This window comes from Chryseobacterium sp. Marseille-Q3244 (assembly GCF_940807095.1).
In the GTDB taxonomy this organism is placed as follows: Bacteria; Bacteroidota; Bacteroidia; order Flavobacteriales; family Weeksellaceae; genus Chryseobacterium.
The window spans coordinates 1-20,128 of record NZ_CALNWX010000028.1 but is presented as its reverse complement, the minus strand read 5'-3'; the positions used below and the strand labels follow the sequence as shown (position 1 = coordinate 20,128).

Genomic DNA, 20,128 nt, shown 5'->3' with positions numbered 1-20,128 from the left:
TGATTTCCTATTCAATCTTCTTTCCAAAGAAATCTGTTTCACCATGCAAATGCCTGATGATTTTTTCAATATTACGCTGAATACTGGCTTCTGTTTTCAGATTGTTGATATAACGGATCAATTCATGTCGTCTTGAAGGAATCAGTTTTTCAAAGTTATTTCTAGCCAACGTACTCTCTTTTATCGCCTGTTCTAATTGAGGATGGATAGAAATACTTCTCTCAGTATCATCATATTCCAACATCACCTCAATGGCTTCTCCGATTCTCTTTGGGGAGTTTTTCAACATGGTTAAATTGACATACAGTCTCCACTCTCCCAGGTATTTCATCAGATTTTGTTGAAATTCCTTTCCATTCACGGTTCCTTTTACCGGAATCGGACTTTTATTTCTTCCTGATGCTTCGAAAGTAGCTTCCAGAATTTTTTCGGGAACAAAAACAAAAGGATTGATTCCTATTACTTCCAAGGTCGCTGTAAAAGTGGTGTTTTTCATTGGGTATGAGTATTAAAGCAAAATTAACTATTAGATTTTATATTCAATGAATTTTGTTTTTGCTACCGTAATTATTACTTATTCTTGAGTTCTTATCTTATACCCTATTTCGGACTTCCCACACAATCATGCTCGTATTCTACAACTCTTCCCCAATATGTACTCAAAAAAAATCATATCCCAGAACTCAATTAAATGACTTATCTTTGCATTAATAAATCTATTTAACAAAATGAAATTTTTTATTGACACAGCTAATTTAGAGCAAATCAAGGAAGCTAAAGATCTTGGAATCTTAGATGGTGTAACGACCAACCCTTCATTAATGGCTAAAGAAGGTATTCAGGGAGCTGAAGCGATCAAAAACCATTATAAGACGATCTGCGAGCTTGTAGACGGAGATATTTCTGCAGAAGTACTTTCTACAACTTATGAGGAAATGATTAAGGAAGGAGACGAATTGGCTGCAATCCACCCAAATATCGTTGTAAAAATTCCAATGATCAAGGATGGTATCAAAGCATTAAAATATTTTTCTGATAAAGGAATCAGAACAAACTGTACATTGATCTTCTCTCCAGGGCAAGCTCTTTTGGCAGCTAAAGCAGGAGCAACTTATGTTTCTCCATTCCTTGGAAGACTAGATGATATCTCTACAGACGGACTAAACCTTATCCAGGAGATCAGATTAATTTTCGATAACTATATGTTCGAAACTGAAATCCTTGCAGCTTCTATCCGTCACTCAATGCACATCATTGACTGTGCTAAAATTGGAGCTGATGTGATTACATCTCCACTTCCTCCAATCTTGAGCTTATTAAAGCACCCATTAACAGACAGCGGATTGGCTCAGTTTATTGCTGATTCTCAGAAGTTATCTTAATTCCTGACTGTTTTTTCAGATATAAAAATCCCGGAACTTCGTTCCGGGATTTTATTTTATTCATTACCTTCAATATTTTTCACCACTTTACAAGGATTTCCTACGGCGACAACATTCTCCGGGATATTTTTGGTAACTACACTACCCGCTCCTATTACCGTATTATTTCCGATGGTTACCCCAGGTAAAACCACTACATTTCCTCCCAACCATACATTATCTCCTACCGTAATCGGACGGGCATATTCCAACCCTGCATTTCTCTGTTTTACATCAAGCGGATGTCCTGCTGTATAAAAGCTGCAATTGGGTCCTATAAAGACATTATCACCAAATTTAACTTTAGCACAATCTAAAATCACAAGATTATGATTGGCATAAAAATGATCACCCACTTCAATATTATACCCGTAGTCACACCAAAAGGAAGGTTCAATACATAAATTTTCTTTTGTATTGCCCAGAATTCTTTTGAGCAACTGCCGTCTCCCTTCTGTATCAGAATTCTTCAATCCATTATATTCTAAACACAAATCTTTACAAGCCACACGTTCCCCGATTAATTCTGTATCATAATTGGCATCATACAAAAGTCCAGCTTCACATTTTTCTTTTTCTGTCATAGAGGTTTAAGGTTTTATGTGGTTTAAAAATAGAAATATTGGCCTATATAAACAAAAAACAGGATCATCTTTTGGATCATCCTGTTCAGTAGAAAATAATAATTTTAGTTCACCAGATCCGGTTGTATCGGATTGTTGTCTTTTTGAAGCATATCTTTTGTTCGCTTTTCCATTTCTTTGAATACCTGATTAGGGTCTGAGAATTCTTTACCGTCTGCCGTTTTTACTTTAAAGGCGACTTTTCCTCCTGCTTCACCACCATTTCTCATCATGAGCTCTCTCATATTCTTTGTAGGGTCATTCACATAGGCTTTCCAGGCTTTTTTAAACTGGTCTTTGGTCACTTCAATATCTTTACCATCCAATCCCAGTATTTTTACATTTCCCGGAAGCTCTAATCCTTCTTCTTTCTTTGGAGACTGTAGGTTTTTATTACCTACGAGCTGCATGCTGTGAGATCCTGTGGTATCTTCTATTTTTACAATAAGCCCCGGAAGTCCACAAAAAACATAGGGTCCGTCCTGAATAGGAATATCTGTTGTAAACCATGCCGTCCAGTCTCTTCCGCCAAAACTTGTTGTAGCCTTCTGAGCATTGTACTCCCCTATTTTCTCCTTTTCAGGTAAAATTTTCCATTCCGGTTTTTTGTCTTCCTTAATTTTATATTTATCCATAGAAATACTTCTGAAAAGATAGGTTTTAAAATCAGGGTACTGTTTGGTTACTCTATAGGAGACCATTCCAGGTTTGTCTCTTTTGTTTACGCTTATGCTTCCGCTTCCGGATTTCAACTGCTTTTCAAGCTCGGCACGTCCGGTAGAATCTGCCACAAATTTATCATGGCTATAATAGTTGGACCCATCTTTATCAATATCCAGCAACATCATTTCTTTCTTCACATCATCTTTATTATTAGAATCCGGAATAAACTTATATTCATAGAAAAACCTGTTGACCTGTGCATTGGCCAGGATTCCCAGGAATATAAAAAATAGAATTTTAGTTTTCATAATGATGATAAAAAAGGCTTTGTCAATATGATATTGGCAAAGCCTGGTTAAACTTTATTTCTTTGTCTGAATTCTTATTTCATTCTGTGTTCCTCGTACTACATTTTCCTTAATAATATTAATCCTTTCAATATTTTCAGGTTTTATAGCAAGAGCTTCTTCCTTGGAAACTTCATTTCCATTCACAAAGTATTTAATATTATCCCAACCTTTCATATCATACTTCTTCACTCCATTCATGGTAATATTCCCGTTTCCGTCTTTTTTAATGAAGTCTGCCTGCATAACCATGATCTTAGGAGAGCCTGTTAGGGTTACAACTCTTGGGTTTGTCGTTGCATTTTCAGCTTCCTGTCTGGCCTTCTCCATTTGAATTTTTGCATTCTCGCTTTCTATTTTAGCTTTTCCAGCTTCAATTTTTGCTTTGCTGATTTCAATTTTTGCCTGTTGTGCAGCTTCTTTCCCGATCTTTGCAGTTTCCCTGCCGATTTTTTCGGCCTCTCTTCCAATTTTCTCAGCTTCTATCGCTGCTTTACTGGCTTCTCTTGCTGCTTTTTGAGCATCTTTTTTAATTTTGCGAAGTTCTTTTTTATCAAGCGTATCCATGTTTTCAAGATCCTTCATCTGCTTTTTCCATTCATCAGATTTGAAATATTTATCAACTTCCATATTGGCTGTAATATTACCAATCTCTCCAGCTAAAGAACTTATTTCCTCAATCTTCTGGTCGAAAATTTTAGACTCAGGATCCAACCCTTCAAGTTCTTTTTCTTTTTCAGCCAGCTTTTTTTCAAGTTCAGCTAATTGAGGATCAGTACCAGGAGAACCAGGTTCTGCTTCTGTTATTTTTTTCTGTTCTGTTTTTTCTTTTACCGTATCGTGTTTGATTTCTGAAACTACTTTTTTAATAGAGAGGTTCGTTTCCTCAATTTCCTTGTTCTTAGCATTTACCAGATAAGCAAAAGCTACGGTGAATAAAACCGGCAATGCAAGGATTCTTCGCGCATACCCGAATTTGGTTTTTGGTTTTTGTAACATCTTAAGTCTTTTTTTAAGGTTTGAACTTAGAAACGGACTGGCAGCAGGCAACTGTGTTCCGGAAAAGTGGCTTGCTAAAAGCATCTGCGCAAATGCTTTGGTATCCGAATTCTTTACGGCTTTTTTATCAGCCAGATATTCATGGATTAAACTAATTTCTCTTTTAATGATATGAAAGAATGGGTTGAACCAGAAAATAGCTGTCACCACTTCAATAAGAATTTTATCGAATGAATGTTTCTGTTCAATATGTACCATCTCATGCTTTAAAATCTGTTTTCCGATATCAGAATCCAGGGTAATGGCATTCTTCCAGAAAAGGTTCTTAAAGTATGAAAACGGAGCTTCGGTTAAGTCTGTACGGTAAAAATTGATCCCGTCAAAACTTTCTTTCTGAAACTGTTCCTTAAACTGCTGGATCTTAACAATCCCGTAGATAAGCTTTCCTAAAAAGTAGAAAGAAACCAGTCCCAGAGTTGAAAAAATAATGTTAAAATAAAGGTTACCATTGTTTACGTTTTTTTGTGTGTTAAAATTCTGAATCTTATCCAACAACAAGTATACATCACTATTAACCTCTATCGTAAAATCATCCAGTTTGATAAGGGGCAGCAGCAGTGACACCACAATTGCCAACAAAAGATAGAATCTATTATAATGATGGAATGTCTTGTCTTTTAAAGACAATTGATAATACAAAAACATTACACCAGAACATAAAATTACTTTTCCAAAGTATAGAAGTAGTGTTTCCATGGTTATTAGTCTTTATTTTTAAGTTCATTTAACAGCATTTCAAGATCTTCTACAGTCATTTCATTCTTTTCTACCAGAAATGAAACGGCACTTTTATAAGATCCTTTGAAATAATTTTTCACAAGGCTTTTCATGGTTTTCCCTGAATACTGTTCTTTTGTTACCAATGGAAAATATTCATGTTGTCTTCCGTGTACGTTATAGTCTACGAACTCCTTTTCCTTCAATACTTTTAAAATAGTGGAAACGGTATTGGTATGTGGTTTGGGCTCAGGAAAGAGGTCAAGAATATCTTTAAGAAATCCTTTTTCCAATTTCCATACATACTGCATTACCTGTTCTTCTGCCTTTGTTAAAGTCTGGTTTTTCATATCCTTTCATTAATCATTAAAGTGACATACAAATGATGATTTCCATATCACTAAGAAATTAGTTATACAAATGTAGAAATAAAATTGAATCTAACAACTATTTTTTTAGTGATAAGTCATTGAAATAATATAATCAACTGTAAATCAATACAATAAAATTCAATCAAATATATTAATTTTAAAACAAAGTGAAACGATCACCCATTTATCATCATAAAAAGATAGGTTTATGCCTGATATTCTTAAAACTTATTAATAAAAAGTACAGATCTAATGATTTTTTAAGAAACATTCAAAACTGATAACCTATACTCTATACAATCAATAAGCAGATGATTTTTTTCATGTGAATACAATCCGATAAACCTACACTTGAATAATTTGTATTTGATTATAAGATAGTTATAATTTATTATTGATTTCAATCATAAATCAAATTTAATTATAATTAGAATAATTAAAAATAAAGAAGCTGTTTTCTTTGACGATTCATTAGAACCCTTTAATTTTGCTATTTATAATAATTATAAATAATGAAATTATACCAGCGTATTTTTATTTTTCTCATTTTCATTCTTTCAATCCCCCAAATCCAAGCACAGGATACTGGTTTTCCGGTTCAGGGAGTTGTACAAAATGACACAAAACAGGGATTAAGTGGAGTAACCATTTTTGTTGAAAACACAAAAATTAAAACACAAACCGATCAAAACGGAAATTTCAGCATCAGCTACAAAAAAGGAGATGCTACTTTGGTCTTTCATCTGGATGGTTATAAAAAGTTCAGAAAGAAGATCAACTTCGGCAACGAAGTATCTCCAATAAATGTTCAGCTAACCGAAGATCAATCAGTAGTAAAAGAGGTTGTTGTACACGGAAAAGGTAAAGTAAAATCATTGCAGGACGGTGCTTTCACCGTGAATGCTATAGATGTTGCAAAATTGGCCAATACCACAGCCGATCTAAACCAGGTATTGAACAGAACCACAGGGATTAAAGTTCGGCAGCAGGGAGGTGTAGGTTCCGATTATAACTTCTCTATTAACGGGATGTCCGGTAAGGCTGTAAAATTCTTTATAGATGGAGTTCCTTTGGAAATGCTTGGAAAAGGCGTAGACCTGAGTACATTACCTGTAAATATGGCCGAGCGTGTAGAAATTTATAAGGGCGTTGTTCCTATCCACCTAAGTACCGATGCTATGGGTGGGGCTGTTAATATTATTACTCCCGGAAGCAGTAAAAACTATCTGGATGCCGGGATCAGTATAGGATCTTTTAATACACAGCGTATCAATCTGAATGGACAATTTAAAGATGATAAAACAGGAATTATCCTGCGCATCAACAGCTTTTATAACCACTCTGATAACAATTATCTGATGAAGGATATGAAAATCTGGAATCCTGCTAAAAACGAATACGAACCAAGAAATCTAAAACGTTTTAATGACCGATATCAATCTGTTTTTGGGATGGCTGAACTTGGAGTAGAAAACAAAAGCTGGGCAGATTCTTTCTTTGTAGGAGCATCACAATCGGTTTTTGACAAACAGATCCAGACCGGTTCCAACCAGGATGTAGTGTATGGTGGAGTAAAGCAAAGCGGAGAAGCTCATAATTATTTTATGAAGTATAAAAAAGCAAACCTCTTCAATAATCACCTGGATGTAAATGTCTATGCAGGTTTTTCCAGAAGTGTTCAGAAAGCAACCGATACCCTTATGCGTAAATATAGCTGGGATGGTACTTTCGAACCTTCTGCAACCAGTGAAAAAGGAGGTAAAAGTATAATTATGCAGCATGAAGACCGTCTCTATACGCAAGTGGGAGCTACTTACAGAATAGTGGATCATCACAAATTGATCTTTAATTATGTAATCGATTATCTTAAAAATATTACGTTCAATAAACTGGAAGAGGAAAAAGATAATGTATTTCCTGCGAAAATGACCAAGCAAATACTGTCTATGGCCTATCAACAAGAATTTTTCAATAGGCATTGGACCAATATTTTCTTTGCTAAATATTACCAAGTAGGATTACAAAAAATGGTTTTTGATCAGGTGACCAGGACTGATAGTCCGGTAAAAGATCATTTCAGTAACTGGGGTTACGGTTTTGCGACAACGGTTAGAATCACGAATGAGCTGGGACTTAAAGGATCATTTGAACGCTCTTACCGCTTGGTAGAACCACAGGAAATCTTCGGAGATGGTGTTGCTGTAACCAGTAATATGGATCTGAAGCCTGAAACCAGTAATAATGTAAACGTAGGTTTATACTACAATCATCATTGGGGGCAACATGCTTTCCGTATAGAAGCTGCAGGATACATCCGTGATACAAAAGACTTTATTTTCACTGTTCCTAACTTGTACAACAGTACTTTCAAATATGAAAATCTATCCAATATCTTTACACAAGGACTTGAAGGAGAGCTGAGTTACCAATACAAAAGGCTCCTGAATGTATTGATGAATGTAAGCTACAACAAAGCTTACGACAATACAAAGTTTGCCAACAACAGCGAAGATGTAATTTCAGCAACTTACAAAAAGGATGTTCCTAACCAGCCTTGGTTATTTGGAAATGTAAATGTAAGCATTGGTAAAGATGACTGGTTTCAGAAAGACAGCCGTATAGAGCTTTACTATGGATTACAAATGACTGAGTGGTTCTACAAAAACTGGAAAACGTATGGAAATCCACGAAATATCCCCACTATTCCAAGACAAACCCTGCACAACATTGGGATCAGCTACTCTATGAAGAACGGAAGGTACAATGTGGCGTTCGATGTCACCAACCTCAGTGATGCATTGGCCTATGACAATTTCAAACTTCAGAAGCAAGGACGTGCTTTCTATATAAAATTTAGATATCTACTTAAGTAAAAGACCATGACACAATATTTCAGAAACAGCATATTTTTAATACTTACATGTTTAACCATCATTGGTTGTGAACGTGAACCAGACTACGGAGATTCCGGAAGCGGCGAAAAAGACTATAAATATTTCCTGCTTTCCGCTTTAGGAAGCTGGCCCAATACCGTACATTATATGACGGCTACCAACGATCTTACCAAAGGGGCAATGGACATTACCAAAGAAGGTGACGAAATTAATTCTAAAGGAACCTACTCCTACATTGTAAAAAATGGTTTTATCTATAACTACAAAACCGATCAGGGTATATTTAAAAAATTCAAATATACTCAGGATAGGCTAACTACGGCAAAAGAAGTCCCTTATACCTTTATCAGTGATATTTCCAGCTATGTTTGGATAGATGATAATACCTTGGTAATTGTTGGAGAAACCGGTGATGGCCAGCATATACGTTATTCGGTGTTCAATGCTTCAGACCTTAGTATTATCCGTCAGGGTGAGATCGATGGATTTGAACCTTTCCCCAATGCTTATAATTTCTATACATTAGGCTCTATGACCTATATGGACGGACAGATCTATCTGCAGTATAGTTTCCGTAATGGCAAATGGATCACTCCGGAATATTATAACTTTGCGGTAATAGATTATAAAACCTTCAAAGTAAAACACTCGGCAAGCGATAGCCGAAGCTCTGGGGTAGCTAATGGTTCTCCCTATTTTAAAACCGCTTTCAGAAAAGATAATGAAGCTTTTTATTATACCTGTTTTCCACGTGTAGGAGCCGGATCAAATAAAATTTATCTTTTCAGAACTCTTAAAGGGGCAACTTCACCTGATACAGGGTATCAGATCAACCTTACAGATCTTGTAGGAGGCAAAACACTGGAAACAATGATCGATTATATCGGGAACAATAAAATGGTAGTTCTGTATCGTGATCCGGCATTGGGCAATACCTATAATGGACGTTATGCTATAATAGATATCGAAACCAAACAATTGGTTAGAGTATTGGATGAACTGCCCGGAGATGAACCTTATGAACAAGGTCTATTTGTTCAGGATAAAAAGTTATATATTGCTGTAAATGCAAGTAAAGGTGGTAACTATGTATGGATTTACGATCTGCAGACAGACAAAATAACTAAAGGTATGAAACTTCCTGATAATATTTCCGGCTTTGCCCGTTTCGATAAGTTCTATGATTAATCATAGCCTATTAATTTCGGATACCATATAAGATATTTACTTGATTAAAACTGTTCTCAATCATTTTGAGAGCAGTTTTTTATTTCTGCTTACATCGATGACATGTTTAGCCTAATGATAAAAAAACTACATCTTTTCGACTCTGTTTGACAAGGCTATTCGGAGACTGATAATCTGCAACACGAAAAATGACCGAAAATTTCTTCCGGTCATTCTTGTATTCTAAGTTAATGATAGCTTTCTTTCTAATTCTTTTAAAGCTTGTAATTGAACGACAATGTTACCACACGACTATCCAGATTGTATTTTTGTCGGATCGTAGAACTGAAATTATCTCCTGTTACGCGGTAATTATTTGTTTTTAATAAGTCTGTAACGGCCAGCTTTACGGTAGCTTTATCTTTCCATAATGTTTTAGAAACACCCAATGTCAGGTCAAAATAAGCATCACGGATAAACAGACCAATGTTTGATTTTGAAAAATACTGTCCATTCATCTCTGCTTTTACTCCTTTTGCAATGCTGAAACTGTTTTGTGCATTGAGTGTGAATGCCAGCTGCGAACTATTTACTGAGTAATTCTGGTAATTCCCTTTATATTCATTATTAAAAACATTCAGCATAGAGGTAAGCGACCACCATTTGAAAAGCTTTGTCGTAGCCGTTATGTTGGCTCCGTATACATAAGACTTATTCAGGTTGTCCTGGGTCTTTACCAAAATTCCTGTATCCGGCTGGTAATTGTAGACTTCCGTCATTACATCGTTCGTTACGCTAAAGTAAGCTGATGCTATAATATATTTCCCCCAAGTGTATCCTAATTCAGTTGCATGGGTAAATTCAGGATTCAGATTTGGATTTCCTTGCCAATAGTTGAATGGATCATCATAGAAACGGAACGGATTCAGATCAAAATGGCTCGGTCGGTTGATTCTTTTACTATACGATGCGTAGAATCCATGCTGATCGTTCATCTGGTATTTAACTGATGCACTTGGGAAAAGATTGGTATAATCTCTTTTTCTCTGTTCCTGAGAAGTTTTTTGGTTGATGTCCGTATGGGTCATTTCTGTTCTCAGCCCTAACTGGAAGGTCCATTTCGTCAGATTTAGCTTGTAGTTGGCATATAGTGCATGAATCTGCTCCTTGTATACATACTCATTACTTGCTTTATCATCATTGATCCATTCTTCACCCTGCTGTATTGAATATTCTGAAGGATTATTGTTAGACTTTACGGTAGATTTAAGTCCTGTTTCCAGACTATGCATTTCGCTAAAAGGAAGAGTAAAATCAACTTTTGCATTGAAAACTTTCAGACGAGAAGCAATACTTCCTCTTCTGTTGTTGAATTTCTCTGTTCCCTGATTCACTAATGCATCTGAAAGTTGATTCTGACGGGAGGTGAACCGTGATGTTTCATATTCCAGATCTACATCTACTTTATAATCTTTATCGTTGAAGATATGGGTACCTTTTAGATTATAGGTATAATCATACCAGTTTTCTTTGCTTTGATTATCCGAAAGTACATGAGCAAACAGATTGTCCACAGGCTGAAATATTCTGTTCTCACCCTTTGAAAAATCTTCATACCGTCCTATTTTAGCATCGAATAACGCGCCAATACTTGTTTTATCATTGAAAGCATAATCCGCACCTACTTTAAAGTTATTAGAAGTCAAAGGCTCATTGGTTGTTGAATGCTGCTCTGTTCTGCGGGTCACCTGCTGAGGTTGTTTTTCGTCGAAGAAAACCTGACTGAAATTCCGTCTTTCTTCCTCTCCACGGAAGGTATAACTATAATCTCCGTGCAGAGAGAGTTTCTTATGGGTGTAGTTTAGGCTCATTCCGGTATTAATTCTATTTTTACGTCCTCTTCCGCCATTCAAATAATAGTTTCCGCTAAGTCCTTCCAATGAACTTTTTTTCAGCACAATATTAATGATCCCGGCATTTCCGGCAGCATCATATTTAGAAGAAGGATTGGCAATAATTTCAATATTCTTGACCAGTGTAGAATTGGTAGATCGCAAGAGGTTGGCCAGCTCTTTTGTGGATAGAGAGCTCAGCTTACCGTTTATCATTACACTTACTCCTTTCTTGCCGCGCAAGGATAGCTCACCATCCTGCGAGACCACTACCCCCGGCGTTTTTCCCAGTACTTCCAATACAGTAGTACCATCAGATAATACACTGTTTTCAACATTAAAAATCATTTTATCAGCTTTTTGCTGAAAAACCGCTTTGTTACCTTTTACTACGATTCCACTAATCTCTGAAACTTTATCTGTCTGCAAAGAATCGTTTTGGTTTTCTGTCTGTCCGTAGGCATTCAGGCTCGCCAATAAAGGTAGCCATATATAGTGTTTCTTCATGAATAATGGTTTTAGGTTGTTGTTTTCTTTTTATTTCTTCGGCCCCACCAGATCATAAATCCGGTTACTGGCAATGAGGCACAGAATAAACTCATGATAAATGCCAGTATTTTTCCAGGCATTCCAAAAAAGGCTCCCACGTGCAAATCATAAGTAGCATCTGTCGCTCTTTCGGCCATAGCCTTATCTCCGTGTGGACGGTTAAACAGAAGCTTCCCTGAATGTTCGTCAAAAATCATCATGGAGGACTCTCCATAAGTAAATTCCTTTTCTTTAATCCAGATGCTTAAGTTATCATGTTGATGATCTGCATCAGTATGATCTTCCAAATCAACTCCAAAGGAATAGGCTTCCGGATAATGAATTTTTACCTGTTCTATAATTCGATCTATGGTTGTTACTGTTTCTATGGATTCCGGAGCAGTTGTTTTGTACTGACTGAAATCTGGTGTAGCAGAGGAAAAGCCATTCAGCAATACATAGACCCACATTTGGGTAATACGGAACGAATACATAATTCCGGTAATCGCTACAATCAGGGCCAAAAAGGAAGCATAAAAACCAAGAATGTTGTGTACATCATAGTTCTTACGTCTCCAGCCTTTTACCTTCTCCCATTGAAACCACAGACGCTGTTTACGCATCTTTTTATTCTTAGGCCACCACAGGATAACCCCTGTAACCAGCATGATCACAAAAATAATAGTAGATATTCCCACAATAGTACCTCCCACTTTATTACTCAGCAGTAATGAACGATGTAGGGCCATACAGACAAAGAAAGGATTGTTTTTTACATCATATATTGCGAGTACTTTTCCGGTATATTGGTTGACATAAACGTTTTTATAAATAATAATGCTATTAAAGTGATGCCAGCCATCAGGGTTCCCTTTAATCAGTCCGAATTGATAAGACCGGGCAGGATCTATAGGAATGGTAACTTCATCAGTTTTAACAATTTCATTTTTCAGCTGGGCATTCACCAGATCTTTTAGCTGGCGTAAAGGAATAGGCTTCTTATGCTGGATATCCTTCTCTCCATGAAAAATATGCTCCTTACGCAATGCCGCAGTAATATCTTCATTAAAAACAAAAAATGCTCCTGATAAAGAAACGATTAAAACAATGATACCGGAAAACAGCCCGAGCCATAAATGAGCTTTCAGAATATACTTTTTGAAGGTACCCTTGGATTTCTTTTTAGTGATTTTTTGCATTTATTATTATTTAGTCTTATTAAAAATAAATAAACTACAAATATACCTTTATTTATAATAATTCTAAACAGAGGGAGAGCTTATTTTACATGAGAAACCTGATTTTTATTAGGTTTTATAAGAATAGATGCCATCTTAAGATATAGAGAAGGCATGTTTTTCACAAAGCAAAAGTAAATCTCACACTTATAGAAATGAATATTCACTTTAAATAATAGTAAAATCCTTATAAATTTTCAAGAGAAGGATTTGAAATTCATTCAGCTTCAGAAATGAAAACCAATACATTTCAAAATATACTGCATTTAGGTTTTGCAAATTAAATATGAACATCAGATATAGCCATGAATTTTATTTACTATTAAGAAATTTTATAAAAAAATCACCAAAACAAATAACTCAAAACCATCATTTATACAACAATGAACAAATTACATTGTAGATTTGTTAAATTTTATTAAATAAAATGAAAATGAATTTGTTAAAACCGGGAAATTATATTTATTTTAGTGCCTTAAAAATTTCTCATGAAAAGATATAATTTATTGATTGTACTACTGCTGCTCATTTTTAACGTTACTACAGCTCAAAAGAAAAAATCTCCTGCTGCTGATCTTAGCATACTAAAGGATACCAAATCTAAGATTGAAGCTACAGTACCATTGGTCATTCAACATCTTCAGGCCATTGCAACAAAAGAAGGGGACAATAATATTGTGATCAACGGAAAGACAGCACTGGGAAAAGAGTATGGTATTTTAGAATCTGAATGGTTTTTATACAGAAACAATATGAAAAACTGTATCATGAACAATTCTTCCAAGAAAGCTAAAAAATGTATGGAATACCATACGCAATACCTTAGAAATACATTCATCAATTATGGTAACTACATTTCTAACCTTACCAGAAAAAATGGATATTTAGGAGTAGAAGGGGATACGAAATTTGATTTCAAACCGGCTGAAATTGCAACGAAACTTACTGAAGCTTATTTCAATGCCAACGATGCTGCTGGAAGAATGAAAGCTGACCAAAAGAGAGAATTTCTGGGAACCACTATGAGTGATGATAATAAACTTACTCCTTACGCTCAGTTAGCTCAATAAAAGAAATGATACACTAACATATAAAAAGAGAACTGAAAAACAGTTCTCTTTTTTGCTGCAAAAAATCCCCGCCAAAAAGCAGTTTTGTGGTACTAATCATAAAACCTGGGGAAAAAGTAGAAATAAGGCGGAGAAAATTTGCATAAGCTCTATAGAATCAACTGTCCTACCTCTGATCTATAAGAGCAGTACAAAAATAGGACTATGCGTCTTACTCATAAAAGAATAGCTGTAGAATTAAATGCCAGTAATTGTAGAAATAATACTACTCATCATTACGTATAAATAACTAATGGCAGAAAGAATTTTCATTTCAACCCTACGTTCATTTATTCTCTATTTCCACCACTGGTAGTAATTGTGTAATCCGTCATATTCAAACCCGCAACGCGGATACAGTACATTACCAATTTCGTTTGTTTTTTCTGTTTCAAGCATCAGTCCACAGGCTCCTGTTTCTTCACACCATTGTTTACTGCGATCAATCAATGCTACAGAAAATCCTTTTCCTCTATAATCAGGGTGTACAAATAAATCACTTAGCAGCCACTGTTTTTGTAATTTGGTATAATGGAATAATTTATAAAGCTGTACAAATCCTACAGCTCTGCCATCAGCCCAGGCAAGGAAAATATCAGACTCACTATTCAGGAATCTTTCTTTAAGAAATGCTTTTCCTTTTTCTACATCAGATTCCTGTCTGTAAAAAACACGGTAAAGATTAAATAATTCCGCCGTTTCATTAAGATCCTCAAGACTTGCTTTTTTAATTGTGTAATTCATTGTTATAGGTATTTTATTAACATGGCAAAAGTACCTTTAAACAGGACTGGATTTACCATCCAGATTAATGTTATAATGATAGTCCAGAAAGCTGAAAATACCGCATGTTCCGGATTTTATATAGCCTTACAACTTCAGATCTTTGTTCCATAAAAACAAAAACAATGACAGATCTACTCCAAAGAATTGAAAATACCGATTGGCAGCTCATGACAGAATCCATGCATCAGAACGGCTACGCCATTATTCCCAATCTATTATCAAAAGATGAATGTGACGCACTCATTTCCAACTACGATCAAGCAGAACTATACCGAAAGACTGTGGTGATGGCAAGGCATCGTTTTGGTCTGGGTGAATATAAATATTTTAATTATCCATTACCGGAATTGCTTCAATCCATCCGTACTTACATCTACCCTCATCTATCATCTATTGCTAATGCTTGGTTTAAAGCTTTGAATATTGATATATATTTTCCATCAGAACACAGTAATTTTTTGCAGCAATGTCACTCTAATAATCAACAAAAAGCGACTGCTTTGATTTTGAAATATGGTGAAGGTGGCTTTAATACTTTACATCAGGATTTATATGGAGATCTTTATTTTCCTATTCAGATTGTACTGATGCTGAGTGAACCTGAACAGGATTTTACGGGTGGAGAATTCGTTCTTACCCAACAAGTGCCAAGAGCACAATCCAAGGCAATTGTTTTAAAACCTAAGAAAGGAGACATTCTCATCTTCACTACTCATTTCAAACCCGAGAAAGGAACAAAAGGGTATTACAGAGTGAATATGAAACATGGAGTAAGTGAAGTAAAAACCGGAAAACGTTATGCCCTTGGAATTATTTTCCATGATGCAGAGAAGTGATAGCGGGCGGGAAATCAATAACGATCATTTAATACAATTGAGTACAATACAACACTATTTAAACTTCAGCCTTTCAAGACATCCCTCTTCCAGCCTCCAACTTCCTTACTAAAAATATGATCCTACATTCACAACTCTCAGATTCTGAACTAAGAAGTAAAATCCGGAAGAACGAAATTCTTCTGGGTGGAAATAAAAAACTGAAAATCTATGGATTACTTGGCTGTAAATCAGGAAAAAGAATGAAAAAAGAAAACCGGGTTTTCTTTACTGATGTTCAGGAGGCTTTTCAAAATGGATATCGTCCCTGCGGTCATTGTATGAAAGAAGAATACCAACGATGGAAGTTGCAACAAATCCAGCATTTAAAGTAAAAAAAAAGAGAAGTAATATAAAATTACTTCTCTCGTTGAGTAGCGGGAACCGGACTCGAACCGATGACCTTCGGGTTATGAGCCCGACGAGCTACCTACTGCTCCATCCCGCGGTGTATTTTTAGAGTGTCTACCGAAAACACTTGCTTAGTAGCGGGAACCGGACTCGAACCGATGACCTTCGGGTTATGAGCCCGACGAGCTACCTACTGCTCCATCCCGCGGTATATTTTTAGAGTGTTTACCGAAAACACTTGCTTAGTAGCGGGAACCGGACTCGAACCGATGACCTTCGGGTTATGAGCCCGACGAGCTACCTACTGCTCCATCCCGCGGTGTATTTTTAGAGTGTTTACCGAAAACACTTACTTAGTAGCGGGAACCGGACTCGAACCGATGACCTTCGGGTTATGAGCCCGACGAGCTACCTACTGCTCCATCCCGCGATATTGGATTGCAAAGGTACGAATATTTTTTGCAAATCCTAATTTTTCTTTTAAATAAAGGACTTTTATGAAAACTATTTTATTATTTGTATCTTTGTTTTATGGCAAAGATATTAAAAATTTATCCCGACAACCCACAGGAAAACCTTGTGAATGAAGTTATTAAAACATTAAATAATGGTGGATTAATTATCTATCCCTCAGATACAATTTATGCGCTTGGCTGTAATATTTTTGATATAAAAGCCATGGAAAAGTTGGCCCAACTGAAAAAATTAAAGCTTGAAAAGTCAAAATTTTCAATAATCTGTAATGATCTGAGTCATCTTTCCGACTTTACAAGACCTATTGATACTTCGGTTTTCAGATTTTTGAAAAGTCATATTCCAGGGCCGTTTACATTTATTCTAGACGCTAACAAAAGTTTACCTTTAGCTTATAAAGGTCATAAAACAATTGGTATCCGTGTTCCCGATCATCCCATTCCACAGCTTATTGTTGAAAAACTAGGCCATCCTATTGCTTCAACCTCCATCAGAGATGATGATGAAATTATCGAATACTCTACAGACCCGGAACTGATTGCTGAAAAATACGATCACCTGGTAGATATTGTTATTGATTCAGGGTATGGAGATAATGTGGCTTCAACGATTGTGGACCTTACTTCAGGAGAACCTGAAATTATCCGTCAGGGAAAAGGAATTATCTAATTCAACATTTTGACGTTTCAAAGTTCTGTTGTAGCATAAATTAAGGTTGATAGGTTGTATGGGGCTTCATGGAAAATATTCTGTAGGAATACTGCTCACATTTGTACTGTTAGGCATAGTAATGCTTTATGTTTTCCCTGTGATCAGTCTGATAACAGGAGTAAAGACTGTTACAGGAAATGCATTTTCTGTTAGCAGAATTGCGCTATGGATCGTTTTATTGATCACATTTTTGTACAGCCTTTTTATTGAGAAGGGTTCTTTTTTACTTGCAACAGAGAAGAAGTATTCTATTGCATTCAATATAAAAGCAGTTATCTGTTTATATCTGATCTGTGTCTTTGGAGGAGCTATTTTGAACGGATTGATCCAGTTTTTAATCCATAAAGAAGAAAGCAATAAGATTCTGCAATTCACCTCTCTTTTTAAAAATGATTATTTTTTAATTATTTTTACATGCTTTACAGCAGGCGCTGTAGAAGAACTTCTGATGCGGGGATATATACAACCCCGGATTGAGAAAATATACAATAATTCCTTTTTAGGAATTTTAGTCTCCGCAGCTTTATTCGGAATTCTGCACAGCACTTACGGAACCATTGGTCAGGTTGTAGTACCTTTCTTCATTGGAGTCGTTTTTGCTATGTTTTATAAAAAATATTCAAATATTAAAATTCTTATTGTCTGTCATTTTATGATTGATTTTATCACGCTGATAGCTATGAATTTTATTGATTTTAAACATTTATCTGTATTTTAACATTATGAAAATTGTAACATCACCTGCCAAATTAATGAACGTAGAAAATTCAACGGACCTGTTGAAAACCACTACTCCTAAATTCATTGAAGATGCAGCTTTTATACAAACTTATTTAAAAGAAAAATCTCCAAAATATCTTTCCGAACTTATGGAAATCTCGCCCAAACTGGCTGATGAAAACTGGGAAAGAAATCAAAAATGGAAAGCAAAACCTACAGCCAAAGAGTCTGCTCCTGCCATGTATGCTTTTACAGGAGAAGTGTATAGAGGGCTGGATGCCAAAACGCTTGACAAAGATGCGGTAGATTACCTTCAAAAAAACTACAGAATGCTTTCCGGATTGTATGGCCTTCTGAAACCTTCTGATAAAGTAATGCTTTACAGACTGGAAATGGGACGTCATTTTGAGTTCGATCAATATAAAAACCTGTATGAATTCTGGAGAGAGAAAATCACCGAACAACTGAACACCGAAATGAAAAAAGGAGAAGTTCTTCTTCATCTGGCCAGTAATGAGTATGGAAAAGTAATTGACAGAAAAAAATTAAACCACCAGGTTATCGACTTTGATTTTTATGAGTTAAAAGACGGTAAACTGAAAACTATTGTAGTCTATACCAAGCATGCAAGAGGTCTTATGGTAAGATTCTGTGCAGAAACTCAGGCTAAAACCCTGGATGATGTAAAAACTTTCAATTATGAAGGGTATAGAATTGATGACGAAAAATCTACTGACACAAAATTAGTTTTCACGAGATAAATGACAATATCAGCATTTAAACAATATTTCAAAGCAGCACTTTCCGACCTTTATACTGAGTCGGAAAGTGCTTTTTTAACCTCCCTATTCATCCAGAAAATAGTAGGCTTTGATTCTTTTGAGCAAAGAAGATTTTCTGAACAGGAACTTCTGAATGACGACGAACAGCAACTTCACGAGCTAGTTTCCGCTTTAAAAACTGGAAGACCTTATCAGCAGATTCTGGGAGAAACTGAGTTTTACGGAATGACATTTCTTGTGGATGAACATGTTTTGATCCCACGCCCTGAAACAGAGGAATTGCTGGAAATAGCAATCCGGGAGATTCAAAATTTAGAAAATAACGGTTTGGGACTGAAGATTCTGGATATTGGAACAGGAAGTGGTGTAATTCCTTTAGTTTTAAAAAAGCATTTTCCAGAGGCGGAGGTATCTTCTATCGATTTCTCTGAAAAGGCTCTGAAAACAGCAAATCGTAACGCAGCATATCACCAGCTTAAGGTTAAGTTGATCCATGCAGATTATCTGAATACTCAGCTAGATGAAGAATATGACGTTATCATTTCAAACCCGCCATACATAGGTATTGAAGAAGAAACAGAGATCGAGGATTCCGTCAAAGGATTTGAACCTACAATGGCTCTTTTCTCTCCTACTTCTGATGCTTTAATTTTTTACAGAAAGATTGCAGAGGACTCCAGAGAGCATCTGAAAAATAATGGCCTTTTATTTTTAGAAATCAATCAAAAGTTAGGCCCTGAAACACTGGAATTGTATAATTACTTTTCCAATGCACAGTTATTAAAAGATTTATCTGAAAATGACCGATTTATTTATGGAAGAAAATAAGTAATTTTATTGCTTATAAACATAACCATACAGTATAGAAATCATGGTCATCAAACCACATAATGTTGGAACTCTAAAAATTGCAGAAATAAATTCTGATACAATCATCATCCAATCTGCAGAAGACGGACTCGATCTTATGGGAAATATTTATTATCAGGGATTTGATAAAGTAATTCTCTACGAAAAGAACATCACTCCTGACTTCTTTGATTTAAAAACCAAAATTGCCGGAGAAATTCTACAAAAATTCTCCAATTACCGTATCGGATTGGCTATTGTTGGGGATTTCAGTAAGTATGAAAGCAAAAGTATGAGGGATTTTATCTTTGAAAGCAATAAGACTCAACATATCAACTTTGTTTCAATACTTGAAGAAGCGCTTGAGAACTTTTCAAAATAATGAAATGGCAATAATGCTTCAAAGAGTAATAAACACCTCTTATTTGTGTCAAAAATCCTTTTTAAATAATTGAGTATACTTATTTAAATGATAAAAATTCCCTGTAAGGCTACTTACAGGGTCTCTTTTTTATCATACACTGGAAATCAACACATTCCCTATACCAAGT

Annotated in this window: 19 protein-coding genes and 4 tRNA genes; 11 read left to right on the top strand and 12 right to left on the bottom strand. The window is 35.7% G+C overall.

The features are described from left to right. Positions 1-7: 7 nt before the first annotated feature. The gene (locus NBX25_RS24475) at positions 8-496 is read right to left on the bottom strand and encodes a YdeI/OmpD-associated family protein (protein WP_250255809.1); all 489 of its coding nucleotides are present in this window, start codon (positions 494-496) and stop codon (positions 8-10) included. Positions 497-728: 232 nt separating this feature from the next. Here NBX25_RS24475 and fsa point away from each other — a divergent pair, with 232 nt between their 5' ends. Next, positions 729-1,382, top strand: coding sequence for a fructose-6-phosphate aldolase (gene fsa / locus NBX25_RS24470; protein WP_123856173.1), 654 nt, complete (start codon positions 729-731; stop codon positions 1,380-1,382). Between the two features lie 56 nt (positions 1,383-1,438). Here fsa and NBX25_RS24465 read toward each other — a convergent pair whose 3' ends face one another. The 4 genes from NBX25_RS24465 to NBX25_RS24450 form a co-directional block, all read right to left on the bottom strand. Beyond that, positions 1,439-2,005, bottom strand: a complete 567-nt coding sequence (locus tag NBX25_RS24465) for a sugar O-acetyltransferase (RefSeq protein WP_250255808.1) — start codon at positions 2,003-2,005, stop codon at positions 1,439-1,441. 104 nt (positions 2,006-2,109) lie between these two features. Beyond that, a complete protein-coding gene (locus NBX25_RS24460) occupies positions 2,110-3,015 on the bottom strand; it encodes a GLPGLI family protein (protein ID WP_250255807.1) in 906 nt (301 codons plus the stop codon). A gap of 54 nt (positions 3,016-3,069) precedes the next feature. Then, entirely contained in the window at positions 3,070-4,809 is a 1,740-nt protein-coding gene (locus NBX25_RS24455) for a M56 family metallopeptidase (protein ID WP_250255806.1), read from the bottom strand. 5 nt (positions 4,810-4,814) lie between these two features. Beyond that, entirely contained in the window at positions 4,815-5,180 is a 366-nt protein-coding gene (locus NBX25_RS24450) for a BlaI/MecI/CopY family transcriptional regulator (protein ID WP_123856177.1), read from the bottom strand. Between the two features lie 533 nt (positions 5,181-5,713). On the opposite strand from NBX25_RS24450, the gene NBX25_RS24445 reads away from it, so the two are divergent. Together NBX25_RS24445 and NBX25_RS24440 are read left to right on the top strand one after the other, a co-directional pair. Next, positions 5,714-8,074 carry a TonB-dependent receptor gene (locus NBX25_RS24445; protein WP_250255805.1) on the top strand — a complete coding sequence of 787 codons (2,361 nt, stop codon included), beginning with the start codon at positions 5,714-5,716 and terminating at the stop codon, positions 8,072-8,074. Positions 8,075-8,080: 6 nt separating this feature from the next. After that, entirely contained in the window at positions 8,081-9,283 is a 1,203-nt protein-coding gene (locus NBX25_RS24440) for a DUF4374 domain-containing protein (protein WP_250255804.1), read from the top strand. Positions 9,284-9,537: 254 nt separating this feature from the next. On the opposite strand, the gene NBX25_RS24435 is transcribed toward NBX25_RS24440, so the two are convergent. Then, on the bottom strand, positions 9,538-11,661 hold the full coding sequence (locus NBX25_RS24435; protein WP_250255803.1) for a TonB-dependent receptor domain-containing protein: 2,124 nt from the start codon (positions 11,659-11,661) through the stop codon (positions 9,538-9,540). 11 nt (positions 11,662-11,672) lie between these two features. Continuing rightward, on the bottom strand, positions 11,673-12,881 hold the full coding sequence (locus NBX25_RS24430; RefSeq protein WP_250255802.1) for a PepSY-associated TM helix domain-containing protein: 1,209 nt from the start codon (positions 12,879-12,881) through the stop codon (positions 11,673-11,675). Between the two features lie 527 nt (positions 12,882-13,408). On the opposite strand from NBX25_RS24430, the gene NBX25_RS24425 reads away from it, so the two are divergent. Further along, on the top strand, positions 13,409-13,990 hold the full coding sequence (locus tag NBX25_RS24425) for a hypothetical protein (protein WP_250255801.1): 582 nt from the start codon (positions 13,409-13,411) through the stop codon (positions 13,988-13,990). Positions 13,991-14,326: 336 nt separating this feature from the next. Here NBX25_RS24425 and NBX25_RS24420 read toward each other — a convergent pair whose 3' ends face one another. After that, positions 14,327-14,773 carry a GNAT family N-acetyltransferase gene (locus NBX25_RS24420; RefSeq protein WP_123911182.1) on the bottom strand — a complete coding sequence of 149 codons (447 nt, stop codon included), beginning with the start codon at positions 14,771-14,773 and terminating at the stop codon, positions 14,327-14,329. A gap of 164 nt (positions 14,774-14,937) precedes the next feature. Between NBX25_RS24420 and NBX25_RS24415 the strand changes: the two genes are divergently transcribed. Beyond that, the gene (locus NBX25_RS24415; RefSeq protein WP_250255800.1) at positions 14,938-15,651 is read left to right on the top strand and encodes a 2OG-Fe(II) oxygenase; all 714 of its coding nucleotides are present in this window, start codon (positions 14,938-14,940) and stop codon (positions 15,649-15,651) included. Positions 15,652-15,767: 116 nt separating this feature from the next. After that, positions 15,768-16,025 (top strand): Ada metal-binding domain-containing protein, encoded by a 258-nt coding sequence (locus NBX25_RS24410; protein ID WP_250255799.1) that lies wholly within the window; start codon positions 15,768-15,770, stop codon positions 16,023-16,025. A gap of 40 nt (positions 16,026-16,065) precedes the next feature. Here the strand turns inward: NBX25_RS24410 and NBX25_RS24405 are convergent. The 4 genes from NBX25_RS24405 to NBX25_RS24390 form a co-directional block, all read right to left on the bottom strand. Further along, a tRNA-Met gene (locus NBX25_RS24405) sits at positions 16,066-16,138 on the bottom strand. Positions 16,139-16,176: 38 nt separating this feature from the next. After that, positions 16,177-16,249: transfer RNA gene (locus NBX25_RS24400), tRNA-Met, on the bottom strand. Positions 16,250-16,287: 38 nt separating this feature from the next. Then, a tRNA-Met gene (locus NBX25_RS24395) sits at positions 16,288-16,360 on the bottom strand. Positions 16,361-16,398: 38 nt separating this feature from the next. After that, positions 16,399-16,471, bottom strand: a tRNA-Met gene (locus NBX25_RS24390). Positions 16,472-16,572: 101 nt separating this feature from the next. On the opposite strand from NBX25_RS24390, the gene NBX25_RS24385 reads away from it, so the two are divergent. The 5 genes from NBX25_RS24385 to NBX25_RS24365 are packed head-to-tail and all read left to right on the top strand — an operon-like array spanning position 16,573 to position 19,959. Continuing rightward, complete coding sequence (locus tag NBX25_RS24385) at positions 16,573-17,184, top strand: L-threonylcarbamoyladenylate synthase (RefSeq protein ID WP_123856186.1); 612 nt, start codon at positions 16,573-16,575, stop codon at positions 17,182-17,184. 58 nt (positions 17,185-17,242) lie between these two features. Then, positions 17,243-17,944 (top strand): CPBP family intramembrane glutamic endopeptidase, encoded by a 702-nt coding sequence (locus NBX25_RS24380; protein WP_250255798.1) that lies wholly within the window; start codon positions 17,243-17,245, stop codon positions 17,942-17,944. A gap of 4 nt (positions 17,945-17,948) precedes the next feature. Beyond that, positions 17,949-18,707 carry a peroxide stress protein YaaA gene (gene yaaA, locus NBX25_RS24375; protein WP_123911178.1) on the top strand — a complete coding sequence of 253 codons (759 nt, stop codon included), beginning with the start codon at positions 17,949-17,951 and terminating at the stop codon, positions 18,705-18,707. Continuing rightward, positions 18,708-19,556: a peptide chain release factor N(5)-glutamine methyltransferase gene (gene prmC / locus NBX25_RS24370; protein WP_250255797.1), complete on the top strand. Its 849-nt coding sequence runs from the start codon at positions 18,708-18,710 to the stop codon at positions 19,554-19,556. A 43-nt stretch (positions 19,557-19,599) separates the two neighbouring features. Next, on the top strand, positions 19,600-19,959 hold the full coding sequence (locus tag NBX25_RS24365; RefSeq protein ID WP_250255796.1) for a DUF4180 domain-containing protein: 360 nt from the start codon (positions 19,600-19,602) through the stop codon (positions 19,957-19,959). The last annotated feature ends 169 nt before the right edge of the window (positions 19,960-20,128 follow it).

Excerpts from the sequence above, each read along its gene's own strand:
- NBX25_RS24475 (WP_250255809.1), bottom strand. The coding sequence starts at position 496 with ATGAAAAACACCACTTTTACAGCGACCTTGGAAGTAATAGGAATCAAT.
- fsa (WP_123856173.1), top strand. The coding sequence starts at position 729 with ATGAAATTTTTTATTGACACAGCTAATTTAGAGCAAATCAAGGAAGCT.
- NBX25_RS24465 (WP_250255808.1), bottom strand. The coding sequence starts at position 2,005 with ATGACAGAAAAAGAAAAATGTGAAGCTGGACTTTTGTATGATGCCAAT.
- NBX25_RS24460 (WP_250255807.1), bottom strand. The coding sequence starts at position 3,015 with ATGAAAACTAAAATTCTATTTTTTATATTCCTGGGAATCCTGGCCAAT.
- NBX25_RS24455 (WP_250255806.1), bottom strand. The coding sequence starts at position 4,809 with ATGGAAACACTACTTCTATACTTTGGAAAAGTAATTTTATGTTCTGGT.
- NBX25_RS24450 (WP_123856177.1), bottom strand. The coding sequence starts at position 5,180 with ATGAAAAACCAGACTTTAACAAAGGCAGAAGAACAGGTAATGCAGTAT.
- NBX25_RS24445 (WP_250255805.1), top strand. The coding sequence starts at position 5,714 with ATGAAATTATACCAGCGTATTTTTATTTTTCTCATTTTCATTCTTTCA.
- NBX25_RS24440 (WP_250255804.1), top strand. The coding sequence starts at position 8,081 with ATGACACAATATTTCAGAAACAGCATATTTTTAATACTTACATGTTTA.
- NBX25_RS24435 (WP_250255803.1), bottom strand. The coding sequence starts at position 11,661 with ATGAAGAAACACTATATATGGCTACCTTTATTGGCGAGCCTGAATGCC.
- NBX25_RS24430 (WP_250255802.1), bottom strand. The coding sequence starts at position 12,881 with ATGCAAAAAATCACTAAAAAGAAATCCAAGGGTACCTTCAAAAAGTAT.
- NBX25_RS24425 (WP_250255801.1), top strand. The coding sequence starts at position 13,409 with ATGAAAAGATATAATTTATTGATTGTACTACTGCTGCTCATTTTTAAC.
- NBX25_RS24420 (WP_123911182.1), bottom strand. The coding sequence starts at position 14,773 with ATGAATTACACAATTAAAAAAGCAAGTCTTGAGGATCTTAATGAAACG.
- NBX25_RS24415 (WP_250255800.1), top strand. The coding sequence starts at position 14,938 with ATGACAGATCTACTCCAAAGAATTGAAAATACCGATTGGCAGCTCATG.
- NBX25_RS24410 (WP_250255799.1), top strand. The coding sequence starts at position 15,768 with ATGATCCTACATTCACAACTCTCAGATTCTGAACTAAGAAGTAAAATC.
- NBX25_RS24385 (WP_123856186.1), top strand. The coding sequence starts at position 16,573 with ATGGCAAAGATATTAAAAATTTATCCCGACAACCCACAGGAAAACCTT.
- NBX25_RS24380 (WP_250255798.1), top strand. The coding sequence starts at position 17,243 with ATGGGGCTTCATGGAAAATATTCTGTAGGAATACTGCTCACATTTGTA.
- yaaA (WP_123911178.1), top strand. The coding sequence starts at position 17,949 with ATGAAAATTGTAACATCACCTGCCAAATTAATGAACGTAGAAAATTCA.
- prmC (WP_250255797.1), top strand. The coding sequence starts at position 18,708 with ATGACAATATCAGCATTTAAACAATATTTCAAAGCAGCACTTTCCGAC.
- NBX25_RS24365 (WP_250255796.1), top strand. The coding sequence starts at position 19,600 with ATGGTCATCAAACCACATAATGTTGGAACTCTAAAAATTGCAGAAATA.